23 protein-coding genes, 1 pseudogene and 1 riboswitch are annotated in these 25,533 nt (G+C 73.1%); of the genes and pseudogenes, 11 read left to right on the top strand and 13 right to left on the bottom strand.

What is annotated here, in order from left to right; translation table 11 throughout:
• Positions 1 to 366: 366 nt before the first annotated feature.
• From ABZW30_RS02750 to ABZW30_RS02740, 3 genes are all read right to left on the bottom strand, one after another.
• On the bottom strand, positions 367 to 1,383 hold the full coding sequence (locus ABZW30_RS02750) for a DUF1259 domain-containing protein (protein ID WP_355669221.1): 1,017 nt from the start codon (positions 1,381 to 1,383) through the stop codon (positions 367 to 369).
• Positions 1,384 to 1,633: 250 nt separating this feature from the next.
• Complete coding sequence (locus ABZW30_RS02745; RefSeq protein WP_355669220.1) at positions 1,634 to 2,689, bottom strand: type III polyketide synthase; 1,056 nt, start codon at positions 2,687 to 2,689, stop codon at positions 1,634 to 1,636.
• A 340-nt stretch (positions 2,690 to 3,029) separates the two neighbouring features.
• Positions 3,030 to 4,235, bottom strand: coding sequence for a cytochrome P450 (locus ABZW30_RS02740; RefSeq protein WP_355669219.1), 1,206 nt, complete (start codon positions 4,233 to 4,235; stop codon positions 3,030 to 3,032).
• A gap of 378 nt (positions 4,236 to 4,613) precedes the next feature.
• Here ABZW30_RS02740 and ABZW30_RS02735 point away from each other — a divergent pair, with 378 nt between their 5' ends.
• Both ABZW30_RS02735 and ABZW30_RS02730 read left to right on the top strand, forming a co-directional pair.
• Positions 4,614 to 5,378 carry an SDR family NAD(P)-dependent oxidoreductase gene (locus ABZW30_RS02735; RefSeq protein ID WP_355669218.1) on the top strand — a complete coding sequence of 255 codons (765 nt, stop codon included), beginning with the start codon at positions 4,614 to 4,616 and terminating at the stop codon, positions 5,376 to 5,378.
• The gene (locus ABZW30_RS02730) at positions 5,375 to 6,442 is read left to right on the top strand and encodes an S-adenosylmethionine:tRNA ribosyltransferase-isomerase (protein WP_355669217.1); all 1,068 of its coding nucleotides are present in this window, start codon (positions 5,375 to 5,377) and stop codon (positions 6,440 to 6,442) included. Before ABZW30_RS02735 ends, ABZW30_RS02730 begins: the two co-directional genes overlap by 4 nt.
• A gap of 9 nt (positions 6,443 to 6,451) precedes the next feature.
• Here the strand turns inward: ABZW30_RS02730 and ABZW30_RS02725 are convergent, their stop codons facing one another.
• The 4 genes from ABZW30_RS02725 to ABZW30_RS02710 form a co-directional block, all read right to left on the bottom strand.
• The gene (locus ABZW30_RS02725) at positions 6,452 to 6,997 is read right to left on the bottom strand and encodes a PQQ-binding-like beta-propeller repeat protein (RefSeq protein ID WP_355669216.1); all 546 of its coding nucleotides are present in this window, start codon (positions 6,995 to 6,997) and stop codon (positions 6,452 to 6,454) included.
• Positions 6,998 to 7,086: 89 nt separating this feature from the next.
• A complete protein-coding gene (locus ABZW30_RS02720; RefSeq protein ID WP_355669215.1) occupies positions 7,087 to 7,491 on the bottom strand; it encodes a nuclear transport factor 2 family protein in 405 nt (134 codons plus the stop codon).
• Between the two features lie 123 nt (positions 7,492 to 7,614).
• Positions 7,615 to 11,295, bottom strand: coding sequence for a SpoIIE family protein phosphatase (locus tag ABZW30_RS02715; protein WP_355669214.1), 3,681 nt, complete (start codon positions 11,293 to 11,295; stop codon positions 7,615 to 7,617).
• Between the two features lie 584 nt (positions 11,296 to 11,879).
• Positions 11,880 to 13,361: an MFS transporter gene (locus ABZW30_RS02710; protein WP_355669213.1), complete on the bottom strand. Its 1,482-nt coding sequence runs from the start codon at positions 13,359 to 13,361 to the stop codon at positions 11,880 to 11,882.
• Positions 13,362 to 13,480: 119 nt separating this feature from the next.
• Between ABZW30_RS02710 and ABZW30_RS02705 the strand changes: the two genes are divergently transcribed.
• Complete coding sequence (locus ABZW30_RS02705) at positions 13,481 to 14,023, top strand: helix-turn-helix domain-containing protein (protein ID WP_355669212.1); 543 nt, start codon at positions 13,481 to 13,483, stop codon at positions 14,021 to 14,023.
• 89 nt (positions 14,024 to 14,112) lie between these two features.
• Here ABZW30_RS02705 and ABZW30_RS02700 read toward each other — a convergent pair whose 3' ends face one another.
• The 5 genes and pseudogenes from ABZW30_RS02700 to ABZW30_RS02680 form a co-directional block, all read right to left on the bottom strand.
• Positions 14,113 to 15,315, bottom strand: coding sequence for an alpha/beta hydrolase (locus ABZW30_RS02700; RefSeq protein WP_355669211.1), 1,203 nt, complete (start codon positions 15,313 to 15,315; stop codon positions 14,113 to 14,115).
• 101 nt (positions 15,316 to 15,416) lie between these two features.
• Positions 15,417 to 15,989, bottom strand: a pseudogene (locus tag ABZW30_RS02695) (thiolase family protein); the annotation flags it as partial.
• A gap of 598 nt (positions 15,990 to 16,587) precedes the next feature.
• Positions 16,588 to 17,643, bottom strand: a complete 1,056-nt coding sequence (locus ABZW30_RS02690; protein ID WP_355669210.1) for a serine hydrolase domain-containing protein — start codon at positions 17,641 to 17,643, stop codon at positions 16,588 to 16,590.
• 152 nt (positions 17,644 to 17,795) lie between these two features.
• Complete coding sequence (locus ABZW30_RS02685) at positions 17,796 to 18,212, bottom strand: HIT family protein (RefSeq protein WP_355669209.1); 417 nt, start codon at positions 18,210 to 18,212, stop codon at positions 17,796 to 17,798.
• Between the two features lie 165 nt (positions 18,213 to 18,377).
• A complete protein-coding gene (locus ABZW30_RS02680) occupies positions 18,378 to 19,073 on the bottom strand; it encodes an MSMEG_1061 family FMN-dependent PPOX-type flavoprotein (RefSeq protein ID WP_355669208.1) in 696 nt (231 codons plus the stop codon).
• Between the two features lie 212 nt (positions 19,074 to 19,285).
• Between ABZW30_RS02680 and ABZW30_RS02675 the strand changes: the two genes are divergently transcribed.
• Complete coding sequence (locus ABZW30_RS02675) at positions 19,286 to 19,600, top strand: antibiotic biosynthesis monooxygenase family protein (RefSeq protein WP_355669207.1); 315 nt, start codon at positions 19,286 to 19,288, stop codon at positions 19,598 to 19,600.
• 64 nt (positions 19,601 to 19,664) lie between these two features.
• Here ABZW30_RS02675 and ABZW30_RS02670 read toward each other — a convergent pair whose 3' ends face one another.
• On the bottom strand, positions 19,665 to 19,913 hold the full coding sequence (locus ABZW30_RS02670) for an SCO4226 family nickel-binding protein (protein ID WP_355669206.1): 249 nt from the start codon (positions 19,911 to 19,913) through the stop codon (positions 19,665 to 19,667).
• A gap of 245 nt (positions 19,914 to 20,158) precedes the next feature.
• Positions 20,159 to 20,286: riboswitch (FMN riboswitch) on the top strand.
• Between the two features lie 217 nt (positions 20,287 to 20,503).
• On the opposite strand from ABZW30_RS02670, the gene ABZW30_RS02665 reads away from it, so the two are divergent.
• From ABZW30_RS02665 to ABZW30_RS02635, 7 genes are all read left to right on the top strand, one after another.
• On the top strand, positions 20,504 to 21,181 hold the full coding sequence (locus ABZW30_RS02665; protein ID WP_355669205.1) for a riboflavin synthase: 678 nt from the start codon (positions 20,504 to 20,506) through the stop codon (positions 21,179 to 21,181).
• On the top strand, positions 21,178 to 21,825 hold the full coding sequence (locus tag ABZW30_RS02660) for a nicotinamide mononucleotide transporter family protein (protein WP_355669204.1): 648 nt from the start codon (positions 21,178 to 21,180) through the stop codon (positions 21,823 to 21,825). Before ABZW30_RS02665 ends, ABZW30_RS02660 begins: the two co-directional genes overlap by 4 nt.
• Entirely contained in the window at positions 21,822 to 23,093 is a 1,272-nt protein-coding gene (locus tag ABZW30_RS02655; protein ID WP_355669203.1) for a bifunctional 3,4-dihydroxy-2-butanone-4-phosphate synthase/GTP cyclohydrolase II, read from the top strand. The genes ABZW30_RS02660 and ABZW30_RS02655 overlap by 4 nt, the downstream gene beginning before the upstream one ends.
• A 32-nt stretch (positions 23,094 to 23,125) precedes the next feature.
• Positions 23,126 to 23,599 carry a 6,7-dimethyl-8-ribityllumazine synthase gene (gene ribH, locus ABZW30_RS02650; RefSeq protein ID WP_355669202.1) on the top strand — a complete coding sequence of 158 codons (474 nt, stop codon included), beginning with the start codon at positions 23,126 to 23,128 and terminating at the stop codon, positions 23,597 to 23,599.
• Between the two features lie 101 nt (positions 23,600 to 23,700).
• On the top strand, positions 23,701 to 23,973 hold the full coding sequence (locus ABZW30_RS02645; protein WP_097238956.1) for a phosphoribosyl-ATP diphosphatase: 273 nt from the start codon (positions 23,701 to 23,703) through the stop codon (positions 23,971 to 23,973).
• A gap of 53 nt (positions 23,974 to 24,026) precedes the next feature.
• Complete coding sequence (gene hisG / locus ABZW30_RS02640; RefSeq protein WP_355669201.1) at positions 24,027 to 24,875, top strand: ATP phosphoribosyltransferase; 849 nt, start codon at positions 24,027 to 24,029, stop codon at positions 24,873 to 24,875.
• A gap of 164 nt (positions 24,876 to 25,039) precedes the next feature.
• Positions 25,040 to 25,480: a PH domain-containing protein gene (locus ABZW30_RS02635; protein WP_355669200.1), complete on the top strand. Its 441-nt coding sequence runs from the start codon at positions 25,040 to 25,042 to the stop codon at positions 25,478 to 25,480.
• Positions 25,481 to 25,533: the final 53 nt, after the last annotated feature.

Below are 25,533 nucleotides of genomic sequence, written 5' to 3'. Positions count from 1 at the left end.
CGGCGGTCGGTACGCCGCCAGGCAGTGGTCGCCGGTCGTGGCTTCCGTCCGCCCCGTCCAGCGGCTGCTGCGCCCACGACGGCGCGCGACCGGGCATTGCGGAGCGTGGCGCCCGTGCCGCGCTCCGTTACCGCCCGTCGGCTCAGTATCGGCGAGCTTCGCGCGCTCCGCATCGCGACCGCACCTGCCGGGAACCAGGGCGGCCCCTCGGAACGGCCGGCGGCCACGTGGTGCGGGGGCGCGCGCCCGGTGCGCACCTGGCGGCCGGCCACGCTCGTCGGGCATGGCCAGGGCGTGTCTTCGAACTTCCGCCTGAGGGAGTTCGAAGACACGCCCTGAAGAAGGCTTGCGACCGGCGCCCGTCGGTCAGACGGTGGCCGGCACGACGTTGGTGGCGGCGACCGCGGGGCGGACCGCTCTGGCCAGGTCCACGGCATCGCCCTCGGCCCAGATGTGGGTGAAGAACAGGCGCGGTTCGTCCGTCAGACCGTGGTTGTGGAGTTCGACCAGGTCGATGCCGCCCCGCCGCAGCGCCGCGTGCGCGTCCTGGACCTCGGCGGCGACCATGGCGAGGTCGCCGCTGAGCGCGGCCCGTCCCCCGCCGAGCGGCTGGAAGTTGAAGGCCGAGGTCGCGCCCAGGCCGGGCGGCAGGACGTGCCCCTCCTCGATGATGGTCTCGCGGCGGACGAAGACGCAGGCATGGACGTCTTCGCTGGTCGTGCCCGTGGCGCCCAGCGCGGCGTCGATGCCGGCCGTGTCCAGATCGAGGGGCCGGGTCGGTCGGGGCAGGTGGGGCGGTGGAGTGCCGGTGGAGTCGAGCGCGGTCCGCAGTCCGCGGGCCAGTGCCGCGGCGTCATGGCCGTGTGCGCAGACATGGGTCCACCAGATGTCAGGAGTGTGAGCCGGCAGGTGTTTGTGGATGGCGGTCTGGGCGATCCCCTGAGCATGGAGGGCGTCGGTCAGGGCGGGCATTTCAGCTGCGGTCACCACCAGATCGCCCATCATCAGCGTGCTGCCGTTGTCGTACCGGGCGAAGGAGACGTGCGAGCCCAGCGCGAGCCCGGGGCTGACGACGACGCCGCCGCTGACCACGTGTAGGTCGTGCCGGGGGAAGGGCGTGTGGTGGTAGGTCCGGCGGATGAGGCCACCCGGGCGGCGGAGAGCCCGCGCGACGTCGACCCAGTCCGCCTCCGAGGTGGACACCGGCCTCGGCGCCGACTCGGCCGGCTGACCACTGCCGTGACCATGGGTCACAGCCGGCTGTGCGGCGGTGTCCCCGCCCAGGCCGACCAGCACCGGCGCCAGCCCGGCCGCCGCCAGCAGCGGCCGTCGCGGTACAGCGGGGGGAATACTCTTCCCGGGGGTTCCGTCTCCGGTCTTCACAGGCACACCTCCAGAGTCGAAGGCAAACACAGGAGCCGGTGCCCGCGTCGTCGCCACGGCGGCGCGCGGGCACCGACTCCGGTCCGGATCGACCGATAGGGTTATGCCGGCGGCCGGACGAGCGGCCGGATGGAGGAGCGAAGCCACGGGACGGCAGCCGCCTGACAGCGACACCCGGCACCCTGGTCGACCGACCCCGCGGCGGGCTCGATCGACCCGACTCGGAAGGTCGAGCGCTCGGTTTCGTGCGTCAGGAATCGGGCGACGCCCAGGTGCCCAGGGACATCTCCGCGGTGATACCCGGGCCGAACCCGGCCAGCAGCCCCTGGTGACCGTTGAGAGCCGACTTCTCGTCGAACATCCGGCCCAGGGCGTCGAGCACGACCGCACTGGCGATGTTGCCGTACTCGGTGAGGGTGGCTCGGCTGAAGCGGAACGCCTCGGGCGGCACCTCCAGGAAGCGGCTCAGGTCGTCCAGGATCCGAGGGCCGCCGGCGTGGACGATGTAGAAGTCCAGCATGCCGACGTCCCACTGGTGCTGCTCCGCCACCGCACGCAGGGCCGGGCTGAGGGGCTCCATCGTCCCCGGCACCCGTCTGTCCAGCTGGAAGTGGAATCCGGTGGAGCGGACCGCGTAGGAGATCCACTCCTCGGTGTGCGGGATGAGGTACGAGCCGTTGCGCTCCAACCGGATCCCGGTCCCGCCCTCGCCCCGGACCACGGCGGCGGCGATCCCGTCGCCGAACAGGCCGTTGGACAGCAGCGACCCCACGCCCAGGTCGGTGGGCTGGTAGCACAGCGAGCAGAACTCGCAGGCCACGATCAGCACGTTGGCGCCCGGGTAGGCCGAACAGAAGTCATGGGCCCGGTTCACCGCCGCACCGCCGGCCGCACAGCCCAGTTGGGCGATCGGCAGCTGCCGGGTCTCCGGCCGGAAGCCCAGCTTGTTGATCAGCCACGCGGTGAGCGACGGCATCATGAAGCCGGTGCACGACACATAGACGATCAAGTCGATCTGCGACGGCTCCACTTGGGCCTGTGCGAGAGCCCTGACCACCACCTCCGGGACGCGGGCCCTGGACTCCGACTCGAAGACGGCGCTCCGCTCGTCCAACCCCGGGTGCTTCAGCACCATGTCGATGGGTTGGATCAGATGCCGCTTCCGCACTCCGGTGTTCTTGATGAGGCGCAACGCCAGATCGAGCTGCGGATGGTCGCGGTGGAGCCTGCGTGCCAGTTCGAGGGTTTCCTCGTTGGTGATGACGTGCTCGGGCACAGCTATCGCCGGCTTGCACAGAACGGCCATGGGACTTCCTCCTGTACGGGCGGAGTTCCCGGTGCGACCCTGGCCGGGCGGGGAATTCATCGGCAGCCGCTGCGAACCGGACGCGTGGAGACGGCGCGGCGGCGGGACTCACCGGGCGGGACCCAACAGCGTGGCGGACGAGCCGGCAGGGCGAGGATCGGATGCTCGCCGTGCGGGCGGTCGTGCCGGCCGCGAGTTGGTTCGAGCCGCGACAACCCAATGTACGGAAGGTGGGTCCAGCGCGCACGTCGGCCCGCACACTCCGAGGTGCGCGGGCCGAGGTGCGTGGCGATGCCGGAAGCGAGGTGGCGGCAGACGAGCGCCAGAGGGTGGGGCACCGTCACCAGGTGACCGGCAGCGCGAGCGGATAGCGCCAGATCGACGTGGTGTTCCACGCCAGCTCCGCGGCCGGCTTCGCCAGCGCGATCCCGGGGAAGCGCTCCAGCAGAGTCCCGAGGGCGACTTCGAGTTCGGTGATGGCCAGCGGTGCGCCGAGGCAGTGGTGCGCGCCCCAGCCGAAGGTCATGTGGGAGGGGCTGGTCCGCTCCAGGTCCAGCTCGTCAGGCCGGTCGAACCTGCGGCCGTCCCGGTTGGCGGTCAGGTAGGAGACATGCACGATGTCCCCCGCCGAGATCGTCACCCCGCTCAGCTCCACGTCCTCAAGGGCCACCCGGGGGATGCCGACGCCCTTGCGGAACGGGATGAAGCGCAGCATCTCATGGATCACCTGGGTGAGCATCTCGGGCCGCTCGCGCAGGGTGGCGCGCACGTCGGGCCGGGTGAGGATGGTGTACGAGAGGTTGCCGAGCTCGTACGTCGTGGTGTCCTGGCCGGTGATCAGCAGGACCATGGCCATCACGGTGAGTTCCTTCTCGTCGAGGACCTCGTCGCCGTCGCGGGCCGTGGCCAGGGCGCTGATCAGGTCGTCACCGGGGTTCCTGCGCCGTTCGGCCGTCAGCTCGGTGAAGTACGCCCGCAGGTCGGCCTTGGCCCGTACCGCGTCCGGCTTGTTGTCCAGGCCCACGTTCATCATCGTCCGGGCGTTGGCGCGCAGCTGTGCGCTGTCGGCCTCGGGGATCTCCAGGACCTCGCAGATCGTGATCAGCGGGAGCGGGTGGGCCAGGTGCTCCATGAGGTCGGCCGGGGGACCCTGGTCCCGCATGCGGTCCAGTAGCTCGTTCACCACGTTCTGGGTACGGTCCCTCATCCGCTCGATGTGGTCGGGTGTGAAGCCCTTGGACACCAGGCTGCGCAGTCGGGCGCTGGCAGGCGGGTCCATGACGTTGATCGCCTCGGCCTGGACGATCGGCTCGGGCGTCATGCGCGGAAAGTCCCGGCCGACGACGGCGTGGCGGCTGAAACGCCGGTCAGTGGTCACGGTGCGCACGTCGTCGTACCCCGTGACGAGCCAAGCCTCCCCTTCGCCGTAGGGGAGGCGGATGCGGCTGACCGGTGCCTCGTTCATGAGCTGCCGGAGCGTCGGGTCGAACTCAAGGGCCTCGGCGAAGTCGAACGGGCAGTTCCGTGGGCTGGAGTCGGTCGACATGCGGACCTCCAGGTCTGGGCCGTGCAGGCCGGATGGGAAGGCGGACGGAATGGACGGAGCACCGGTACCCGATCGGTCGGCCGGACACACCGGTGGAAGCGCGGGACCGCCGGTAATTCATCCGGGCTGATCAGCGGCAGGAGCGCCCGCACCCCGTGGACGGCGATCCGACGGCGGACGATCCGGAGACCACGGTCACCGGGTACGGCGTCCCCGTCCGGCCGAACCCGGCCCGGGCGAGCCCGTCCCCGCCGACCGCCCCGGCGGGGTGGGGCGTTGCCGTACCAGGGCCTGTCCGGGCCCTAGGCCCAACGAACGACGGGGTCCCCGGCCCGGTGGCCGATCCGTCGCCCGACCCCGCGGCGCGATCGTGGGGGCATGAACGCAACACAGCCCACCGCCCCCGTCGCCGTCGTCACCGGCTCCTCCCGCGGCCTCGGCCTGGCCCTCGCGCACGCCCTGGCCGCCGAGGGCTGGCAGCTGGTGATCACCGCCCGCGGCGCCGCCGAACTCGCCGCCGCCGAGGCGCGGCTGGCCACCGTCACCAAGGTCGTCGCACTGCCCGGCACGATCGTCGACGACGGCCACCGCGCCCACCTCGCAGAGGCCGCCGCCGCGCTCGGCGGCGCGAGCCTCCTCGTGAACAACGCCGGCACCCTCAACGGTACCGACGACGTCACGGCCGAACCGCTGCCCCGGATCGCCGACGTCCCGCTGCCCGCCCTGCTGGAGACCTTCGAGGTCAACGCCCTCGCCCCGATCGCGCTCACCCAGCTCGTCCTCCCGCAGCTGCGCGCCCACGCCGGCGCCGTCCTGAACATCAGCTCGGACGCCGCCGTGGTTCCCTACCTCGGCTGGGGCGGCTACGGCGCCAGCAAGGCGGCGCTCGACCTCGCCACCGCCGTACTCGCCCGGGAAGAGCCGGAGTTGAGCGTCTGGGCGGTCGACCCGGGCAGTATGCGCACCCGGATGCTGCAGGAGGCCGGCCCCGGCGAGGACATCTCCGGCGAGCCGCTGCCCGAGGAGATCGCGCCCCGGCTGCTCAGCCTGCTGCGCGACCGCGTCCCCTCCGGCCGCTACCGCGCCGAGGACCTGGCCGCCACACCGGCCGCCTCGGCTGCCGCGGACCGGGGTGGGCGATGACGGCCCTGACCGATCCCGGCTTCGGCCTCGCCGTCCCGCCCGAACTCTCCGCCCGCGCACCGGCGGAGGCCCGCGGCGGCGCCCGGGACGACGTGCGGATGCTGGTCGGCCGGCGCGCGACGGGCGGCGTCGAGCACCGCCGCTTCACCGAGCTTCCCGAGGTGCTGCGGCCCGGCGACCTGCTGGTGGTCAACAACTCGGCAACCCTCCCGGCCGCCCTGTCGGGGCGGCTGCCCGACGGCGCGCCGGTCGCGCTGCACCTCTCCTGTGCCCAGCCGGACCAACACGGCTGCCACCTGGTGGAGTTGCGCAGGGTGGTGCCCGGTCAGGCGGCGGCCTACTATCCGCCGCCGGAGTCCCCGGCCCGCCCGGGCCTGCGGATCGGCCTGCCGGCCGGCGCCGCGGCCGAGCTGACCGCGCCGTTCACCGCCCGCCTCTGGTACGCCGAACTCGAGCTGCCCGCCCAGCTGCCGCGCTACCTGGAGCTGCACGGCCGCGCGATCCGGTACGGCTACACGGACCGCGACTGGCCGATCGAGGCCTACCAGACGGTCTTCGCGACCGTCCCCGGCAGCAGCGAAATGCCCAGCGCAGCCCGCCCGTTCAGCCCCGAGGTGGTGGCCCGGCTGGCCGGCCGGGGCATACTGGTCGCCCCGATCACCCTGCACACCGGGGTGGCCTCCCCGGAGGCGCACGAGGCCCCGTACGCCGAGCGCTTCCACGTCCCGGCGGCCACCGCCCGCCTGGCCGGCCACGTCCGGTCCGAGGGCGGCCGGGTGATCGCCGTCGGCACCACCGTGGTCCGCGCCCTGGAGTCGGCCGTCGCACCGGACGGCACGCTCCAGGAGGCCGACGGCTGGACCGAGTTGGTGATCACCCCGGAACGCGGCGTCCGCGCGGTGGACGGCCTGCTCACCGGCTGGCACGAGCCCCGGGCCTCACACCTGCTGATGCTGGCCGCCGTCGCGGGCCGCCCGCTGCTGGCGGACTGCTACCGCGAGGCGGTCCGGCACCGGTACCTGTGGCACGAGTTCGGGGACGTGAACCTGCTGCTCCCGGACTGACCGATCGCGTCAGCCGGTGGCGGCGTAGGCCGCGATCCCTCCGTTGGTGTCCGCCAGCCCCGCGTAGCCGTCGACCAGGACGGGTGCGAGCTGCGGATTGCCGGGCCGGTCCTGGCCGGTGGTCGCGTCCAGGCTCACCGGGCCGTTGGAGGTCCTGCCGTAGACGACGCCGTGCCAGACGGCGGTGACCCGGGGCGCGACGCGGGTCTTGGCGTCGTCGGGCAGCTTCCAGAGCACCTTGCCGGTGGCGGGATCGAGGGCGAAGGCGCTGTCCTCGCCCGCGCACACCGTCACCGAACGCTCGTCGTACGTGCAGATGAGGTGCAGCGGGCTGTTGATGTCCAGCAGCAGCTTGCCGGTCGTGCCGTCGGTGAACCAGGTCAGGCCCTTGGCCGAACCGTAGTCGCTGCCCTCGACCAGGACCCGGTTCGGCCCGGCCGGCTGCACCGAGACCTGGAACAGGTCCTTGTCCCCGGTCCACGCCGTGCTGCCGTCCGTCAGTTTCAGGCCCGACAGCCGGCGCTTGACGAGGTCCGTGGCGCTCGGGCCGACCACCTGGTCGTCGGTGAGCGCGGAGCCGAGGAAGCCCAGGCCCGCGCCCCCGGCGGGCGGGCGATCATGGTACCGATCCGGGGGATCGCGGTTCAGGCCAGCAGGGTCTGCGCCACGTGATGGGTGTCCAGGTACTCTCGGACGGCGGTGATCCGCCCGTTCTCCACGGTGAACACGCCCAGGCAGCGGTTCTCGTACGCGGCCCCGTTGGCGGCCGTGCCGACGGTGGTCCACTCGGCCACCGCCTGGAGGCCGTCCGCGAGGACGTGGGTCAGGGTGATGGTCGGCAGGCCGTCGGCGGCGAACAGGGCGCCGACCTGCCCGAGGAACTCGCCGAAGATCTCCTCCTTGCCGCGCCAGGTGCGGGACAGGGCGAGGCCGCCCGGGTAGGTCCAGGTGGCGTCCTGCGCGAACAGGGCGATGGCGGCGTCGAGTTCACCCGCGGCGAGGAGGGTGACGTAGTCGGTGACGACGGTACGGGCGTCGGGCTGCTGCACGGTGGGCTCCTCTGGTGCGTCCGGTCGGGGCTCTCCCGCCGTGACACCAGCAAAGCCCCGCCGCGGCCCGGGCGGCCAACAACCGCACGGGCTCCCCGACAACCGTCCGTTGTCCATGCAGGCCTAGTCGGTCGAGAAGCCCGGCGGCAGCTCCAGCTCGAACCAGACCACCTTGCCCTCCTCGGTCCGGCGGCTGCCCCAGCGGTGCGCCAGCTCGTTGACCAGGTGGAGGCCGCGCCCGCCCTCGTCCTCGGCGCGGGCGCGGCGGATCCGGGGCGTCTCGCTCTCCTGGTCGGCGACCTCCACGGTGAGCACCCGGTTGCAGTACAGCCTCAGTTGGGTCGGGGAGCCGGCGTGCATGAGGGCGTTGGTGATCAGCTCGCTGGTGAGCAGCTCGGCCCAGTACGCGAGCGTGGTGAGCCCCCAGGCGGCCAGCGTCTCGCGGGTGAAGCGGCGCGAGTGGGCGACCATCGCGCGGTCGCCGGTGAGCGGCAGGATGGCGATCCGGTCCGCGCCGTGCGGGCGGACCTGCGCCATGATGACGGCGATGTCGTCCTCTGCGGTGCGGCCGGTGAGCCGGGTCAGCACGGCGTCGCAGGTCTGTTCCAGCGTGCGGCGCCGGTCCGCGACGGTGCGCAGGAGCAGGGTCAGCCCCTCGTCCAGGTCGCGGCCGCGGCGTTCGACCAGGCCGTCGGTGTAGAGCGTCAGGATGGCCTCCTCGGGGAGGGAGAACTCCACGCTCTCGAAGGGGACCCCGCCGACCCCGAGCGGTGCGCCGGGCGGCAGGCGGACCAGGTCGGCGTTGCCCTCGGTGTCGGCGACCACGGGCGGCAGGTGGCCGGCGCAGGCGGCGGTGCAGCGGCGGTCCACCGGGTCGTACACCACGCACACGCAGGTGGCGAACTGGCCTTCGCCGAGCGCCGTGGTCGCCTCGTCCAGCCGGTACAGCACCCGCTCCGGGTCCAGCTCCAGGGTGATCAACGTCCTGGCCACGGTCCGGAGTTGGCCCATGGTGGCGGCGGCCCGGATGCCGTGGCCCATCACGTCGCCGACGATCAGCGCGACCCGCCCGGCGGACAGCGGCACCACGTCGAACCAGTCGCCGCCGACCTCGCTGACCACGCTGCTGGGCAGGTAGCGGTAGGCCAGTTCCAGCCCGAGCGTGCGGTGGATCTCCTGTGGCAGCAGGCTGCGCTGGAGGGTGAGCGCGGTGTCCCGCTCACGGCGGTAGAGCCTGCCGTTGTCGATCGCCAGCGCGGTGCGGGCGGCCAGCTCCTCGGCCAGCGAGCGGTCCGCCGGGCCGAACGGCACCGGGTTGCGGGTGCGGACGAACTCCGCGCCGCCCAGCACCAGTCCGCGCGCCACCAGCGGCACCATCAGGTACGAGTGCACCCCGGCGGCCATCCCCGGCTGCACCCGGTCGGGGGAGGCGACGATCCGGCGCAGCTCCTTCTCGGTCACCTCGGACACCAGGATCGAACGCCGGGTGCGCAGGCTCTGCGCGTACACCTCGGCGGACTGCGAGGTCTCGCCGACCTGGTCGGCGGCCTCCGTCATGTGGCCGTCCTCGGCCGCCTCGCCGACCGCCACCGCCCGCATCAGTACCGACCCGTCCCTCGGCAACGGCCAGGGCTCCTCGTCGTTGAGTACCGCGTCGCGCAGGTCCACGGTGACGAAGTCGGCGAAGCGCGGGATCACCACCTCCACCAACTCCCGGGCGGTGCGGTGCAGATCGAGCGTGGTGCCGATCCGGTTGCTGGCCTCGTTCAGCAGACCCAGCCGCTGTTGGGCGGCCCAGGCCTCGTCCAGCGCCCGCTGCCGGGCCGCGGCCGCGTCGTGTTCCCGGGTGAACAGCAGCGCGTTGTCGATCGACACCGCCGCCCGCACCGCCAGCTCCCCGGCCAACGCCAGGTCCTCGTCCTCGTACGGCCGGTCCACCAGGGTGCGGTAGAAGCCCGCCACGCCGACCGCGCTGCCGCGCGCGATCAGCGGGACGACCATGAACGAGCGCACGTTCTGCTCCCGTACGGCGGCGGTGCGCACCGGGTCGTCGGCGAACCAGGCCATGCCCTCCGCGTCCATCCGCGGCACCAGCACCGGTTTGCGGTGCGCCAGGCTCCACGCGTACGGCGAACCGGGCAGGAAGCGGTGCACTCCGCCGGGCCGGTCGATCGGCGCCAGGGCGGAGTCGCGCACCGAGTGGAAGGCGATCCGTCGCAGCAGCGCCGAGCCGTCCGCCGCGGCGCGGGCCTCCCGCTCACCCCGGACCAGCTCCTCCAGCACCTCCACCACCACCGTGTCGGCCAACCGGGGCGTCGCCACCTCGGCCAACTCCTGTGCGGTACGGTCGATTTCGAGCGTGGTGCCGATCCGGGTGGAGGCCGCGTTGACCAGCGCGAGCCGCTCCTGCGCCGCCTTCGCCTCGCGCAGCGCCTGCTGCCGGGCCAGCACGGTCTGGTGCTGGCGCAGGTACAGCCGGGCGTTGTCGATCGCGACGGCCGCGCGCGAGGCCAGCTCGTCGCCGAGGGTGATGTCGGCCTCGGCGAAGGACTCCCGCTCGCCGCGCCGCGAGTACACCACCATGCCGAGCGTGGTGCCGCGCGCCACCAGCGGGGTGATCCGCACCGAGTGCGGCGGGTCGCCGAGGAACGCCTGGCTGTGGTTGTCGTCGATGTCCTCGCTCAGCGGCGGCAGCTCCCAGGACGGCACCACCACCGTCCGCCCGCTGGTCATCGCCCGGGCGTACGGGGAGTCGGCCGACAGCTCGTACACCGCGTCCACCGGCAGTGCCTCGGCCGGGCACGGCGGGTCGGCGGTGGCCAGCGCCAGCTGGCGGACCAGCTGCGGGGCGTCCGGGTCGGGCGGCTCGACGTTGCGGCCGGCCACCAGCGCCTCCAGCGCGAACACCCCGCTGATGTCGGCGACCCTGGGCACCATCGCGTCGGCCAGCTCCCGGGCGGTCTGTCGCAGGTCGAGGGTGGTCCCGATCGAGGCGGTCGCGTCGACCAGCAGGGCGAGCCGCTCCTGCGCCCGGGCCGCCCGGGCGTCGGCGCGGTAGCGCTCGGTGATGTCGACGACGGTCGCGCTCACCCCGAGCACCCGCCCGGCCCGGTCCGCCAGCCGGAAGTAGGAGGCGGACCAGGCGTGGTCGGGCCGCGGATCCCCCGGCGTGCGGCCGTGCGAACGGAAGTCCACCACCGGCTCACCGTCCGCCAGCACCTGCCGCATCACCGTCTCGGCCTCGGCGCCGTCGATCCCCGGCAGCACCTCGGTGAGCCGGTGGCCCAGGTGCTCGTCGGCGGCCAGCCCGTCCGTCCTGGCCATCGCCTCGTTCAGCCGGACGAAGCGCAGCTCGGGGTCGAACACCGCCATGCCGATCGGGGACTGGGCGAAGAACCCGTCCAACACGGCCAGATCCGCCTGGAGCCGGTGCAGCGTGGTGACCTCGGACGCGACGGCCAGCACCATCGGCGCCCCGCCGGGCCCGCGGATCGGATGGGTCCGGAACTCCAGGTTCACCAGGTGCCCGTCCCGGTGCCGTACGGGGAACACCCCGGACCACCCCCGGCCCGCCAGGATCTGCCGGAACAGCTCCAGCACCTCGGGCCGGTCCTCGTCCGAGGTCAGCAGCTTGGCCGCCTTCCGGCCCACCACCTCGTCCGCACGGTAACCGAGCAGTGCCTCCGCGTCGCCGCTCCAGTGCAGGATCCGCCCTTCGGCATCGGTCAGCGCCGTGGCGATCGGCACCATCAGCAGGGCATCCTGCCGCGGCTCCCCCTGACGCTGCCCTTCGTCGTTCACCATGGCCAGAGACCCGCCCGGAGATCGTTCCCACCAGCCCTGCCATCTTCCCACGGGCCCTGCCGCGGCCGCTCACCGTGGCGGCGGGAGCCGCCCCCGGGGCGGGCCTACCGAATCCCGCGCCGCAACGTCGGCCACACCAGGAGCCGCACCAACCGGTTGTGCACGATGCGGTACCCCGGTGTGACGCACAACCCCGCTCTGCCGCCGGCCGGGTGCGCACCGTCCCGGTACACGTACCGCACGTACCGCCGCCACAACGGCCCCCCGGCCACCAACAGCACCGGCGCCGCCACCACCGCCCCGATCCACACCGCGCTCCGGCAGAGGAAGTCGGTCGGGCTCCCCGCTCTCATGGGCCAACTGTCGCACGGATAGGGGCAGTCGGAGCCGTGTTCCACCGGCCCTGACGAGCCCGGCGTCGACCAGCTCGGCGATCCCGCCGGCGAGGCCGCGGCGGAGAGCGCAGAGGGGAGCGCCGAGCGGAGTGCCGACGACGGCGCCGCATCCGGCGAGTGACCGCCCCCCGGCACGCCCCGCCCGTCCGACCCGGCCAGGCGGGCGGGTTCGGCGTCCTCGGCCCCGCATCACCGGGGGGTGGCGTGCTCCCGGACCGGTGCGGTCGGCTCCGGCTCGGCGCCGGCCTCCGGGCGGGATTCGGCACCGCGGGCCGCGAGCGCCAGCACCGCGCCGAGGAGGCAGAGCGCTGCGACGACCAGGACGGCGCGGTCGGTGCCCGTGGCCAGGGCGCGGGCCGCCGCCTCCGGGCCCGGGCCGGTCGGGCGGGCGGAGCCGGCGACGGCGACCGTCACCGCCACGCCCAGGGCCGAACCCAGGTAGCGGGAGGTGTTGTTGGCGCCCGAGCCCATGGCCGTGCGGTGGGCCGGGACGCTGCTGACCGCCAGCCGGGCGAGGGCCGCGTTGAGGACGCCGCTGCCGATCCCTGCGACCGCCAGGCCGGGCGCCAGCCGGAGCCAGGGGGAGCCGGGCGTGAGCCCGTACAGTCCGGCCTCGCCCAGGCCGCAGACCAGCAGGCCGAGGGTGACCTGCGCGGTGGCCGAAAGGCGGGTCGCGAGGCGGCGGGCCTGGAGGGCGGAGACCACCGACAGGCCCGACCACAGGGCCAGCACGCCGGCCGCCGCCAGGCCGGACAGGCCGAGCACGCCCTGGAGCAGGGTGGGCAGGTAGCTCATGAAGCCGACCAGTGAGAGCCCGGTGAACAGCGCCCCGCCCGTCGCCGCGATGAAGCCGGGGCTGCGGAAGAGCGCGAGGTCCAGCATCGGCTCGCGGACCTTGGCCTCGACCACGGTGAAGGCCGCCAGCAGCAGTACCCCGGTGGCCAGCAGCGCGACCACCACGGGCCGCCCCCAGCCGCTGCGGCCCTCGGCCAGTCCGGCGATCAGCAGGGACGTCCCGGCGGCGAGGGTCAGCACGCCGTACGGGTCGAGCGCGCGCGGCTGCTCCGCGCGCGACTCGGTGAGGCACGCGGCGGCGCAGGCGGCCACGGCGGCCGAGACCACCGCGAGTCCGCCGCCGACCACGCGCCAGCCGGCGCACTGCTGCACCAGTGCGCCGTAGACCGGCCCGACCGCGATGCCGAGGCCGACTGCCGCGCCCCAGATCCCGAGTGCCCGGATCCGGGTTGGCCCCGGTGGGTGGGCGTGGCTGATCAGGCCGAGGGCGGGCGCCAGGACGGCGGCCGAGGCGATGCCGAGCAGCACCCGGGCGGCCAGGTACACGGTGCCGCCGGGGGCGAGTGCGGCCAGGGCCTCGGCGGCGGCGAACAGTGCCACGCCGAAGGTGAAGACCCGCTTGCGGCCGTGGTCGTCGGCGGCGCTGCCGGCGGTGAGCAGCAGCGCCGAGATGCCGACCAGGGTGCCGGTGAGGATCCAGGTGCGGCCGGAGGCGCCGAGCCGGGCGGCCTGGGCGGTGGCGGCGAGCGAGGCGGTGGGGGCGGTGTAGGCGACGGTGACCAGGGCGGTGGCCGCCGCGGTGACGGACAGCGTTGCGCCGGGTCGGACGGATGCGGCCACTGGGGCGGGGGTGGAACCGAGTGGTGCGGGGGACATGGATGTTCCCTCCGAGCGCGGACCAATAGGTCTGGTGAATGAACCTTCGTTGCGACGGCACGCTACCACTGCTGGTCTGTTCATTGAACCCATTGGGGGAGTGGACTAGGCTGGCCCGCATGGCGCTGGGAACCGACTACGAACTGCAGGACTGCGCACTGGCCCGCGCGCTGGAGGTGGTCGGCGAGCGCTGGAGCCTGCTGATCGTGCGCGACGCGTTCTACGGCGTGCAGCGGTTCAACGACTTCCTCGCCCACCTGGGCATCCCCCGCGCCGTTCTCACCGCGCGGCTGAACGCCCTGGTCGCCGCCGGGGTGCTGCGCAAGGAGCCGTACCAGCAGGCGCCGCTGCGCCACGGCTACCTGCTCACCGAGGTCGGCCTCGAACTCTGGGGTCCGCTCTACCAGTTGAGCCGCTGGGGCGGCCGACACGTCACCGAGGGCGGTCCGCACCACCTGTTCGCGCACGCCGCCTGCGGCACCGACCTGGACCTCGTCGGCGCCTGCCCGAAGTGCGGCGGCGGGCCCGTCCCCCCGGCCGAGGTCGCCATGCGTCCCAACCCCGCCCGCACCGGCGGCCGCCGCGACGACCCGGTCTCCCGCGCCCTGGTGCGCCCGCACCCGCTCCTCGAACCGATCGCCTCGGCGGCGGTAGCGGCTTAGGTCCGGGCCCGGGCCCGGACCCAAGCCCGGGGGCCCGCACGCCGACGAGGCCGCCGGCGGGTCGCCGACGGCCTCGCGGGGCGCAGGGATCAGGAGTGGAACCGGACCTCAGGGTTGGCGGCGGTCGGCCCGTCGAGGAGCGGCTGCTCGACGCCCTTCAGTCGGAGGTCGAAGAAGGCGCCGACGTACTGGCGGGTGAGGTCGATGGCGCGTCGGCCCGAGACGGTGGTGCCCGGGTCCTGGGGGATGCCGAATGCCTCGGAGAACAGCGGGTAGTCGGTGAAGCTGCCGTGGTTGGTGCCGTCGACGGTCAGCCACTGCTTCCAGCCGTCGAGCCGGGGCCAGCTCTTGGTCCAGCTGTCGTCCTCGGCGCCGTCGGGCAGCGGGTGGCCCATCATCAGGTACGGCTTGCCGTCGATGCCGGACTCGGGCACCAGGTAGTCCATGGTGCCGTCCAGGTCGGCGCCGGCCTGGATCCGGTCGTCGGTCAGCAGCGCCGGAACGGTGGACGCGCCGCCGGCTGAGTGCCCGGCCATGCCGATCCGGTCGCGGTCGATCATGCGGGCATAACGCCAGGCCGGGTGTGGGCGGCTGGTCAGCTGGTCGAGGACGAAGGAGACGTCCTTCGCCCGGCTCTCGGTCAGCGCCTTCCAGGCCTCAGGCGTCCTGAGCTTGCCGCACATGACGCAGGGGAGCGTCTGCCCGTCGGGGAAGGTCGTCCCGGTGTTCTCGTAGGTGTGGTCGACCAGGGCCACGACGTACCCGCGGCTGGTCAGGTCCTCGGCGAGGCTGGTGAGCGAGGCGCGAGGCATGGTGAAGCCGGGCGAGAGCACCACCATCGGGTAGTGGCCGCCCTGGGGGCGCGCGCCGGACTCGGCCCAGGTCCGGGTGTCGGTCACCGACTCGGTCGGGATGGAGTGGCCCGGGAGCTTCCCGTCCAGCAGCATCCGGGCGGCCGCGGCGGTCATGTACGGGGCCGGGCTGCCGGTTCCGGCGTGCGCGGGGTAGTACATCGAGACCATCAGCTGACGCGGACCGGCGGAGGGGACCCACGGGTCCGGACGGCCCTGGTCGACCAGGTGCAGGTCCTCCCGCCCGACCGCGTACGGGCCGGTCGGGCGCGGGAGCTGGACGTGGACGGCGGTCGGGGTGGTGTCCGCGGCGGTGGCGGTGACGACGGCACCGGCCGAGGCGGCGGGCGCGGGTGCGGCCAGGGCCGGTGCGGCGGCGACGGACAGCGGCAGCGCGAGCAACAGGGCTGCCGCGGCGGCGGTTGTGCGAAGTCGGCTCATATGACCGACGGTAGGCCGCGAGCACTGGAACTGACGTCCACTCAGCGATGTACTGGTCCCTTCCGGGAGGTCCCCCTTCCGCCCCTAGGGGACGGGCGGGATCAGCGGATCGCCTCCAGGATCGTCGCGTTGGCCAGGCCGCCCGCCTCGCACATGGTCTGCAGTGCGAACCGCCCGCCGCTGCGCCGCAGTTCGTGCACCAGGGTGGTCATCAGCCGGGTGCCGCTGGCGCCCAGTGGATGGCCGAGGGCGATCGCGCCGCCGTTGACGTTGAGCCGGGCCGGATCGGCGCCGGTCTCCTGCAGCCAGGCCAGGACCACACTGGCGAAGGCCTCGTTCACCTCGAACAGGTCGATGTCGGCGAGTGAGAGGCCCGAGCGGCGCAGCACCTTCTCGGTCGCGGGCAACACGCCGGTGAGCATCAGCAGCGGGTCCGAGCCGGTGACCGTGAAGGAGTGCAGCCGGGCCAGCGGGCGCAGACCGAGTAGCGCGGCGGTCTCGCTGCTGGTGATCAGCACGGCGGAGGCGCCGTCGTTGATCGGGCTGCTGTTGCCCGCCGTCACCGACCAGCTGAGCTGCGGGAAGCGCTCCTCGTAGGACGGGTCGGCGAAGGCTGGGCGCAGGCCCGCCAGCACCTCGGGTGTGGTGCCCGGGCGCACCGACTCGTCCATGGTCACCAGCCCGCCCGGCGTCCCCGGCCATATTCGCCCCTGCTCGGGCCGCCCGCGCCACTCGCCGGGCGAGTACTCGCTGGCCTCCACCTCGCCCCACGGCAGCAGCCGCTCCGCGCCGTCCGCCCCGACCAGCGCCAGCCCGCCCATGTGGACCCGCACGGACCGCAGCCTGGCAGTGTGCCGAGGCCGCCCGTAGCCGGTGGTGGCGAGCACCGCCGCAGCGGCCACCACGGGTGCGGGCCACCACTCGCCGAGCGCCAGGCAGAGCGCCACCGCGAGGACCGCCGCTGCGGCGTCCACCCAGGTCCGCGCCCGCCAGGGCATCGGCCGGAAGCCACGGTGCACCCGCACCACCGGCCCGAGCGGCCCGGCCGGCCTGCGCCGGGCCCGGCCGCTCTCCGGCGTGAGCGACCGCGCCCACACCGGCGACCACCCCATCGCCACTTCGGCCTCCTTGCCCTCGGCGGTCTCCCCAAGTGGAATCACGACTCTCGGATCACCAGCATCAACGCCCGACCGGCTCCGGGAACAGTGCCAATCGGCACGTTTTGGCCCAAAACGGCCGGACCGTGTCCCGTTCCACCCCGAGAGACGTCGATCAGCGCCCCGCCGCGCTGGCCCCGAGCTGCAGCCGCCGAAGCAGTGCCGTCCCGACCGGGTCCACCGACCGCCGGGTATTGACCAGCACCACCACCCCCACCTGCTTCTCCGGATCGAACGCGACGAAGGAGCTGAACCCGCCCGTGCCCCCGTTGTGCCACAGCTGCAGATGGCCGCCCTGCTGGCTGTGCAGCCGGTGGCCGAGCCAGCCGAGGTGCGTCCAGGCGAACGGGTTGACCCGGTGCCGGGTCTCCCGGGTGAAGGTGATCGCGGGCGCCAGCGGCCCGTCCGGCTCGCGCTCGGCGGACAGCTGGGCCCGCAGGAGTATCACGAGGTCGGCGGCCGTGGACCGGAGCCCGCCCATGCCCGGTATCGCCGCCAAGTCCCAGTACGGCACCGGCTGCCCGCCCGGCGTGTGCCCCCGCGCCAGCCGTCCGGACTGTTCCTCGCCCGGCCGCAGGCAGGTGTCCGCCAGCCCCAGCGGCCCGCAGACCTCGCGCGCCACCAGCTCCCCGTACCCGGCGCCAACCCGCCGGGCGAGGGCCAGCCCGAGCAGTCCGGCCCCGAGGTTGGAGTAGCGGAAGCTGCGCCCGGGCACGGCCCGCAACCGCGTCCTGGCGAGCCCGTCCAACACCGCCTCCGAGGTGCAACGGGCGTACGGATCAGGCCTGTTGGGCGTGAGCAGCGCCCGCACCGCCATGCCCCTCGGTAACCGGGGGAGCCCCGAGGTGTGGGTGGCGAGGTGCCGCAGGACGATCGGCTGCCCGCCGCGGACCGGGACGGCCGCGGCGTCGTCGAGCACCTCCGCGAGTGGCTCGTCGAGCCGCACCGCGCCGTCGAGGGTCAGCCGCGCGAGCAGGAGCGAGGTGAACACCTTGGTGACGGAACCGACTTCGAACAGGGTGCGCGGACCGGGCACACCGCCGTCCGGGCCGGTCTGCCCGGCGCCGCGGATCTCCACGTCGCCGTCGGCCAGCCCGGCGACCACCGCGCCGACGTGCTGGCCCGCGAGCCGGTCGGCGGCCTGTTGTACGAGACTGGCGAGTTCTTTCATGGCTGTGAGCCTAGGCCGCCCCGACCTGCGAAATCGTCCGCCCCGAAGCCGATTTCGACAGCCTCCCGCTGCTCCTCCGGGCGTACGGCTTGCTACCCTCCGCATCGCGATCGACGTCACAGCGTGCTCCTCGCCGGATCGGCGGAGGCGGGCTACGACTCCCCGAGCGCCGCCCGCAGCCGGGCCGCGACCTCCACCGCGCCCGCCTCGTCCGGGTACTTCCCCCGCGGCCAGAAGAACCCGCGCAGCCCGTCCTTGGGGTTCCGCGGCACCACGTGGACGTGCAGATGCGGCACCGACTGGCTGATCCGGTTGTTCGCCGCCACGAAACTTCCCGCCGCGCCCAGCCCCCGCTCGACGGCCGCCGCCACCCGCTGCACCCGCAGGAAGAACGGTCCGACCTCGGCGCGCGGCAGGTCCGCCAGGGTCCGGTGGTGGGCACGCGGTACGACCAGCACATGGCCGGGGAACAGCGGCCGGCGGTCCAGGAAGGCCACCGCCGCCTCGTCGTCCAGCACCCGGTGCGCGGGCTCCTCGCCCGCCACCACCGCACAGAACACGCAGTCCATCCGTCCATTCAAGCGACCGGCCCCGGCCCCGGCACCCCCGCAAACCCGGGTCCGCCCGACGTCACCCGTCCGGCCGCCGACCGGGTGCGCCCGCCCCGCACCGGTACGCGCGCTCCCCGCGCGTACCGGTGGACGCGCTCCCGACGCGTACCACTGCACGCGCCCCTACTCGTATCGGTACAGCAGCGCCTCCCGCTCCGCCTGCTCGATCATCTCGATCGTCAGCGACTCGTCCCGCAGGTGCGACAGCGTGATCTCCGCCGAGCTCGGCTGCGCGTCCTTGGCCAGCCAGTTCCCCGGCTTCCACGCAGACCCGCGCAGGAAGGCCTTCGGGCAGTGCGCGTACACCTCCTCCACCGCCACCACGATCGCGCTGCGCGGCGGCTTGCCGACCGCCGTCAGCTGCCGCAGCAGCTCCGGGTCGGTCGAGACGCAGGCCCGTCCGTTGACCCGCAGCGTGGTGTCCCGGCCCGGTACGACGAAGAGCAGCCCGACCCGGCCGTTCTCCAGGATGTTGTGCAGCGTGTCCAGGCGCTTGTTCCCGGTCGCGTCCGGTATGGCCAGGGTCTGCTCGTCGAGCACCGAGACGAGCCCGGCCGGCCCGCCGCGCGGCGAGACGTCGCAGCGCCCGGCGGCGTCGGAGCTGGCGACGAACACCAGCGAGGAGCACGCGATCAGCCGCTGCGCGACCTCGTGCAGCCGGTCCACCTGCTTGCGGCGCGCGTGGTCGCCCGGCTGCTCGTAGATCTCGCGCAGCTGGTCAGGGTCGGTGAGGGCCTCCGCGCTGAGGGCGGCGAACAGCCTGTTCGGCGCGTCCGTAGCGGTGGTTGACGGAACGGCAGCATCCGGTGTGGTGGTCATACCGGGAATCTACGGGACCCGGGGAAGCCGAGCCGGAGTCCTTCGCCGCACCCCCGGCCCGCGGTCCGCGACCGGCTCCGTCCCGCACCGCCTCCCCAGCCGCTCCCCCCGGCTTCCCCAGCTCTTCGTGAAAGGGGCGCGGTACCCCTCCCCACCAGCGGTTTTCCGCTGATAATGGGGCCAGGGACTCCAGCCAGCCGGAGGTGGTGGCCGTGATCGTCAGAATCTGGACCGGGCAGGTCGTGTCCGATCGCTTCGAGGAGTTCTGCGCGCACCTGACCTCCCAGCTGATCCCGCAGCTGGGGCGTACGGACGGCTGCCTCGGCGGCGAGCTGCTGCGCTCGGTGACCGAGGGAGGGCACCGGGTGCTCGTGGTGAGTCGCTGGCGGGATGAGGAGGCCCTGCGCGGGTACGCCGGGCCGATGTGGCGGATCCGGCCGGTTTGCTCGGAGGGCGAGATGTGCTTTCTCGCGCACCCCCCGGTGGTCACCCACTTCATGCCGATCACCGCACCCGCCACGCTCTGAACCGCCGGTCCCGGATACCGGGGCTCCGCGTACCGGGGCTTCACGCCGGCTGAATGCCGGGGCCCTACACCGACAACGGCACCGGGTGGATCTCGTCCGCCGGGTGCCCGGTACGGTCGTGGACCCGCAGTACCGCTTCCTTGGTCGGCGCCTCGGACAGGCAGTACACCGTGCCCGAGTCCGGGTCCGCCCAGGCCTGCTCGAAGTGGACGCCTTCCTCGCCCTCGATCGCCAGGTCGGCGGCGTGGACCGCCCTGAGCTGCTCCGCCGTGATCCCGTTCATCCCGTGGTGGATGTCCATGAACTTCGCCATCGCCCTCGCCTCCGAACGTTCCGGCCCCCACCACCAGCCTCGTCCTCGGTGTGCGACGGCGCCACCAGGCGGCGCGGCCGCGGCTCCGGACGGGCCCCGCCGCACCACGGGACCGGTGGGCCCGGAAGCAGCGTCCGTCACTGCGCGGCGCATTCCCCGTACCAATCGTGAAACAGGCCACAGTCGAAGACCCTCCCTGAGCTTGCGTCGCTCGTGGCAGAATGACGTCAACAGCAGTGACGTTCAGCGCACTCCGGGGTCGGTGAAAATCCGAACCGGCGGTTACAGTCCGCGACCCGTCCGCAGCCAGCGGCCGGTTGACCAGGTGAAATTCCTGGACCGACGGTTAAAGTCCGGATGGGAGGCGTGCGCGGGCGGACGAAGAGCAGTACCCGTGGTCCATCGAAACCGGACCGGACCGCGGTCAGGTGAACGGCGGGAGAGGTGTCTCCCGGGCCGGGCGAGTGATCTCCCGGCGGCCTCCGGCACCCCGGCGACGGGTCGTGCCCGCGGGTTCGTCCACCGTTGCCCGTCCGTGTCATCTCCCTCTGCCGCCCCGGAGTCCGCGCCCCAAGCGCGAGGAGACCCGGGTGTTCACCGGCATCATCGAAGAGCTCGGCGAGGTCGTGTCGATCGAGGAGATCGGCGACTCCTCGCGAATCCGCCTGCGCGGCCCGGTGGTCTGTTCCGGTGCGCGGCACGGCGACTCCATCGCGGTCAACGGCGTCTGCCTGACCGTCGTCGACAGCCCCGAGCAACTGGCCGCCGAGACCGGCGAGTTCAGCGCCGACGTGATGGCCGAGACGCTGCACCGTTCCAGCCTGGGCGAGTTGAAGCCCGGCTCCCGGGTCAACCTGGAGCGCGCCATGGCGCTCGGCGCCCGCCTCGGCGGCCACCTGGTGCAGGGTCATGTCGACGCCACCGGTCGGCTGTTGAGCCGCGAGCCCGGCGAGCGCGACGCGGACGGCAACCTGCGCTGGGAGGTGCTGCGCTTCTCGCTGCCGGAGTCCATCTCCCGCTACCTGGTGGAGAAGGGCTCGATCACGGTCGACGGCGTCAGCCTCACCGTGGTGGAGGCCGCCCGCGACAGCTTCACCGTCAGCCTCATCCCGGCCACTCTCGCGCTGACCACGCTCGGCGCCAAGACGGCCGGCGAGAGCGTCAACCTGGAGGTGGACGTGCTCGCCAAGTACGTGGAGCGGCTGCTCGAATCGCGCGCCCTCCCGACCCTGCCGAACCTCGATCACATCACGGGGGAGCCGAAGTGAGCTGGCTCAGCGGAGAGGCGTTCACCGTCCTCGGTGAACACGTGAAGTGGGCCGACATGATCGGCAACCTGCTCGGGCTCGGCGGCCTCGCGCTCGGCTGGCGCCGCTCGGTCTGGAGCTGGCCGGTGCAGCTCCTGTCGGGCGTCGTGCTGATCACCGCCTACCTCGGGGGCCACGTCCCCGGCCTGATCGGCAAGCAGCTGATCGTCATCGCCACCGCCGCCTGGGGCTGGGCGCAGTGGCGCCGCGGCAGCCGCGACACCGGCACCATCGCCGTACGGTTCGCCAGCTGGCCCGAGCGGGCCGCCCTGGTGGCCGGTACCGCGGTCGGCACCGTCGCCCTGGCGACGCTGTTCACCGCCTACCCCAGCCTGTCCTGGAGCCCCTGGTCGGACGCCTACATCTTCGTCGGCACGCTCGCCGCGATGATCGCCCAGGCGCGCGGCTGGCTGGAGTTCTGGTTCGCCTGGATCGCCGTCGACGCGGTCGGCGTCCCCTTCGCCTTCAACAGCGGTTACACCTTCTCCGGCCTCACCTACTCGATCTACTTCGTCCTGGTGCTGCTCGGCCTGCGCTCCTGGTGGCTGAGCACCCGTGAGCCGCGAGTCACGTCCACCAACGTCCCGCAGGGAGTCACGGCATGACCGAGAACCAGACCTTCGAGAGCGGCGCCGGCGAAGAGCTGGTCCTCGACCCCGTCGAGCGGGCGATCGCCGACATCGCGCTCGGCCGCGCGGTGATCGTGGTCGACGACGAGGACCGCGAGAACGAGGGCGACATCGTCTTCGCCGCCTCCGCGGCCACCCCCGAGCTGATGGCCTTCACCATCCGCTACAGCTCCGGCGTGATCTGCGCCCCGATGACCGGGGAGGAGCTGGACCGCCTCAAGCTCCCGCCGATGACCCAGGTCAACGAGGACCGCAAGGGCACCGCGTACACCGTCTCGGTGGACGCCCGCGAGGGGGTCGACACCGGCATCTCCGCCGCCGACCGAGCCCGTACGGTACGGCTGCTCTCCTCGCCCGGCACCGAGCCCGGCGACCTCACCCGCCCCGGGCACGTCTTCCCGCTGCGCGCCGTCGAGGGCGGCGTGCTGGTGCGCCCCGGTCACACCGAGGCCGCCGTCGACCTGGCCCGTCTCGCCGGGCTGGCGCCGGCCGGCGCGATCGCCGAGGTGGTCAACGACGACGGCAGCATGGCCCGGCTTCCCGAGCTGGTCGCCTTCGCCCGTGAGCACGGCCTCGCGATCATCTCCATCGAGGACCTGATCGCCTACCGCCGCCGCACCGAGCTGCACGTCGACCGGGCCGCCACCACCGCCCTGCCCACCGCGCACGGCGAGTTCACCGCGGTCGGCTACAAGGGCACCATCGACGGCGTCGAGCACATCGCCCTGGTGGCCGGCGGCCTCGGCGCCGACGGACACCTGCCGGACGGCGAGGACGTCCTGGTGCGGGTCCACTCCGAGTGCCTGACCGGCGACGTCTTCGGCTCGCTGCGGTGCGACTGCGGCCCGCAGCTGGAGGCCTCGCTTCAGCGGGTCGCCGAGGCCGGCCGCGGCGTGGTGCTCTACCTGCGCGGCCACGAGGGCCGGGGGATCGGCCTGGCCCACAAGCTGCGCGCGTACGAGCTGCAGGAGCAGGGGCGCGACACCGTCGACGCCAACCTGGACCTCGGCCTGCCCGCCGACGCCCGCGACTACAGCATCGCGGCGCAGATGCTGGTGGACCTCGGCGTCCGCTCGCTCACCCTGCTGACCAACAACCCGCAGAAGCTGACCGCGCTCACCGAGCACGGCCTCAAGGTCAAGGGGCGCGAGGCGGTCGAGATCGCGCCCGGCGAGCACAACCTGAGCTACCTGCGCACCAAGCGCGACCGGATGGGCCACGACCTGCCCGGCCTGGGCTCCTGAAGCACCCCACCAACCACAGGAAGTAGGAAGACATGAGCGGCCACGGAGCCCCCGAGCTGACCATCGACGGCGTCGCCGACCTCAAGGTCGCGGTCATCGCAGCCCAGTGGCACGACAAGGTGATGAACGGCCTGCTGGACGGCGCCCACCGCGCGCTCAAGGAGCTGGGCATCGCCGAGCCGACCGTGCTGCGCGTCCCCGGCACCTTCGAACTGCCGGTCGCCGCCAAGCGCCTCGCCGACCGCGGCTACGACGCCGTGATCGCCCTGGGCGTGGTGATCCGCGGCGGCACCCCGCACTTCGACTACGTCTGCCAGGCGGCCACCGTCGGCCTCACCCAGGTCAGTGTCGACACCGGTGTCCCGGTCGGCTTCGGCGTACTGACCTGCGACAACGAGGAGCAGGCCCTCGACCGGGCCGGTCTGCCGGGCTCCGCCGAGGACAAGGGCCACGAGGCCGTCACCGCAGCCGTCGCCACCGCCGCGGTGCTGCGCGCCGCGCTCTGACGGCAGCCCGCACGGTCCCGGACCGTGGACGTCCACCGGACTGTCCACGGTCCGGGACCGTTTACCGTCCGTCCGCCCGCACGCCGTAAGGTGGCCCCATCATGGCTTCGAAGACATTCGAGGAGCTCTTCGCCGAGCTCCAGCAGAAGGCCGCCACCGGCGACCCCTCGTCCTCCCGCACCGCGCAGCTCGTCCAGCAGGGCGTCCATGCGATCGGCAAGAAGGTCGTCGAGGAGGCCGCCGAGGTCTGGATGGCCGCCGAGTTCCAGTCGGACGAGCAGACGGCGGAGGAGATCTCGCAGCTCCTGTACCACCTTCAGGTGATGATGATCGCCCGCGGGCTGACGCTCGACGACGTCTACAAGTACCTCTAAACCCTCAAGCTCCCCGAGCACACCCCTCCCAACAGGTAAGGAAGCAACCTCCCATGCTGCGCATCGCCGTCCCCAACAAGGGTTCTCTCTCGGGTCCCGCGGCGGAGATGCTCCATGAGGCCGGCTACCGCCAGCGGAAGGACCCCAAGGAGCTCGTACTCGTCGACCCGAACAACGACGTCGAGTTCTTCTTCCTGCGCCCGCGCGACATCGCCGTCTACGTCGGCTCCGGCCGCCTCGACGTCGGCATCACCGGCCGCGACCTGCTGCTGGACTCGCACTCCAACGCGGAGGAGGTGCTCGCCCTCGGCTTCGCCGGGTCGACCTTCCGCTTCGCCCGCCCCGAGGGCGTGGACGTCGAGGACGTGAAGGGCCTGGAGGGCCTGCGGATCGCGACCTCCTACACCGGTCTGGTCGAGCAGCACCTGGCCGACCACGGCGTGAAGGCGACGGTCACCAAGCTGGACGGTGCGGTCGAGACCGCGGTGCAGCTGGGCGTCGCCGACGTCATCGCCGACGTGGTGGAGACCGGCACCAGCCTGCGCAACGCGGGCCTGGAGGTCTTCGGTGACCCGATCCTGATCTCGGACGCCGTGGTGATCCGCCCCAAGGGCGCGGGCGAGGACCCGCGGGTGGAGCAGTTCCTGCGCCGCCTGCAGGGTGTGCTGGTGGCCCGCCGCTACGTGCTGATGGACTACGACATCCGCGCCGAGAAGGTCGGCGCTGCCGTGGCGCTCACCCCCGGCCTGGAGTCGCCGACCGTCTCCCCGCTGCACACCGAGGGCTGGGTGGCCGTCCGCTCGATGGTGCTCCGCAAGGAGGCCCAGCGGATCATGGACGACCTGTGGGGCATCGGCGCCCGGGCCATCCTGGTCACCAACATCCACGCCTGCCGCCTCTGACCTGCCCGAACGGGCCGTCCGGAAGGCGGCGCCGGACGACCTGCCCGTCAGGCCGCGAGTAAAGAACGGTTCAATAGGGGCGGGGACGCCGACCGGCGTCCCCGCCCCTCGCCGTCGGCACGCCGCGTGCCGCACGCCGCCACCAGAACCACCGGAGACCCCACGTGTCCACGCCGCCCGTCCAGTTCCCCGTCACCTGGGCGCCCCGCCGTACCCGCGCGGTCCTGCTGCCGGTCTGCGCCCTGCTGGTGGTGCTGTTCGCCGTGCTGGCCCTGCTGCTCCCGGCGAACTGGCAGCTCAACGACCGGATCATGATGATCGTCAGCGGAGTGCTGTTCGCCTGCGTGGGGCTGATGCTGGCCCGCCCCCGGGTGACCGCGGACGCGGAGGGCGTGACGGTGGTCAACTTCGTCCGCAGCCGTCGGCTCGCCTGGGCCGAGATCGTCCGGATCAACTTCCGCCAGGGCGACCCGTGGGCCACCCTCGACCTCGCCGACGGCACCTCGCTCGCCGCGGTCGGCATCCAGTCCGGCGTCGGCAAGGCCCAGGCGATCGCGGACGCCCGCGCGCTGCGCGACCTGGTCGAGCACCACACCCAGGTCTGAACCGGACCGCGACCCGGGCCGGACGGCGACCCGCGCCGGACAGCACCGGGACC

The sequence above is a fragment of the Kitasatospora sp. NPDC004669 genome (assembly GCF_040609455.1).
In the GTDB taxonomy this organism is placed as follows: domain Bacteria; phylum Actinomycetota; class Actinomycetes; order Streptomycetales; family Streptomycetaceae; genus Kitasatospora.
Note: the sequence above shows the minus strand (reverse complement) of the source record. Positions and strands in the feature narration are given on the sequence as shown.

Bases quoted from the DNA above. Each gene is read 5' to 3' on its own strand.
- ABZW30_RS02745 (WP_355669220.1), bottom strand. From the start codon at position 2,689: ATGGCCGTTCTGTGCAAGCCGGCGATAGCTGTGCCCGAGCACGTCATC.
- ABZW30_RS02740 (WP_355669219.1), bottom strand. From the start codon at position 4,235: ATGTCGACCGACTCCAGCCCACGGAACTGCCCGTTCGACTTCGCCGAG.
- ABZW30_RS02735 (WP_355669218.1), top strand. From the start codon at position 4,614: ATGAACGCAACACAGCCCACCGCCCCCGTCGCCGTCGTCACCGGCTCC.
- ABZW30_RS02730 (WP_355669217.1), top strand. From the start codon at position 5,375: ATGACGGCCCTGACCGATCCCGGCTTCGGCCTCGCCGTCCCGCCCGAA.
- ABZW30_RS02715 (WP_355669214.1), bottom strand. From the start codon at position 11,295: ATGGTGAACGACGAAGGGCAGCGTCAGGGGGAGCCGCGGCAGGATGCC.
- ABZW30_RS02710 (WP_355669213.1), bottom strand. From the start codon at position 13,361: ATGTCCCCCGCACCACTCGGTTCCACCCCCGCCCCAGTGGCCGCATCC.
- ABZW30_RS02705 (WP_355669212.1), top strand. From the start codon at position 13,481: ATGGCGCTGGGAACCGACTACGAACTGCAGGACTGCGCACTGGCCCGC.
- ABZW30_RS02700 (WP_355669211.1), bottom strand. From the start codon at position 15,315: ATGAGCCGACTTCGCACAACCGCCGCCGCGGCAGCCCTGTTGCTCGCG.
- ABZW30_RS02690 (WP_355669210.1), bottom strand. From the start codon at position 17,643: ATGAAAGAACTCGCCAGTCTCGTACAACAGGCCGCCGACCGGCTCGCG.
- ABZW30_RS02685 (WP_355669209.1), bottom strand. From the start codon at position 18,212: ATGGACTGCGTGTTCTGTGCGGTGGTGGCGGGCGAGGAGCCCGCGCAC.
- ABZW30_RS02680 (WP_355669208.1), bottom strand. From the start codon at position 19,073: ATGACCACCACACCGGATGCTGCCGTTCCGTCAACCACCGCTACGGAC.
- ABZW30_RS02670 (WP_355669206.1), bottom strand. From the start codon at position 19,913: ATGGCGAAGTTCATGGACATCCACCACGGGATGAACGGGATCACGGCG.
- ABZW30_RS02655 (WP_355669203.1), top strand. From the start codon at position 21,822: ATGACCGAGAACCAGACCTTCGAGAGCGGCGCCGGCGAAGAGCTGGTC.
- ribH (WP_355669202.1), top strand. From the start codon at position 23,126: ATGAGCGGCCACGGAGCCCCCGAGCTGACCATCGACGGCGTCGCCGAC.
- ABZW30_RS02645 (WP_097238956.1), top strand. From the start codon at position 23,701: ATGGCTTCGAAGACATTCGAGGAGCTCTTCGCCGAGCTCCAGCAGAAG.
- hisG (WP_355669201.1), top strand. From the start codon at position 24,027: ATGCTGCGCATCGCCGTCCCCAACAAGGGTTCTCTCTCGGGTCCCGCG.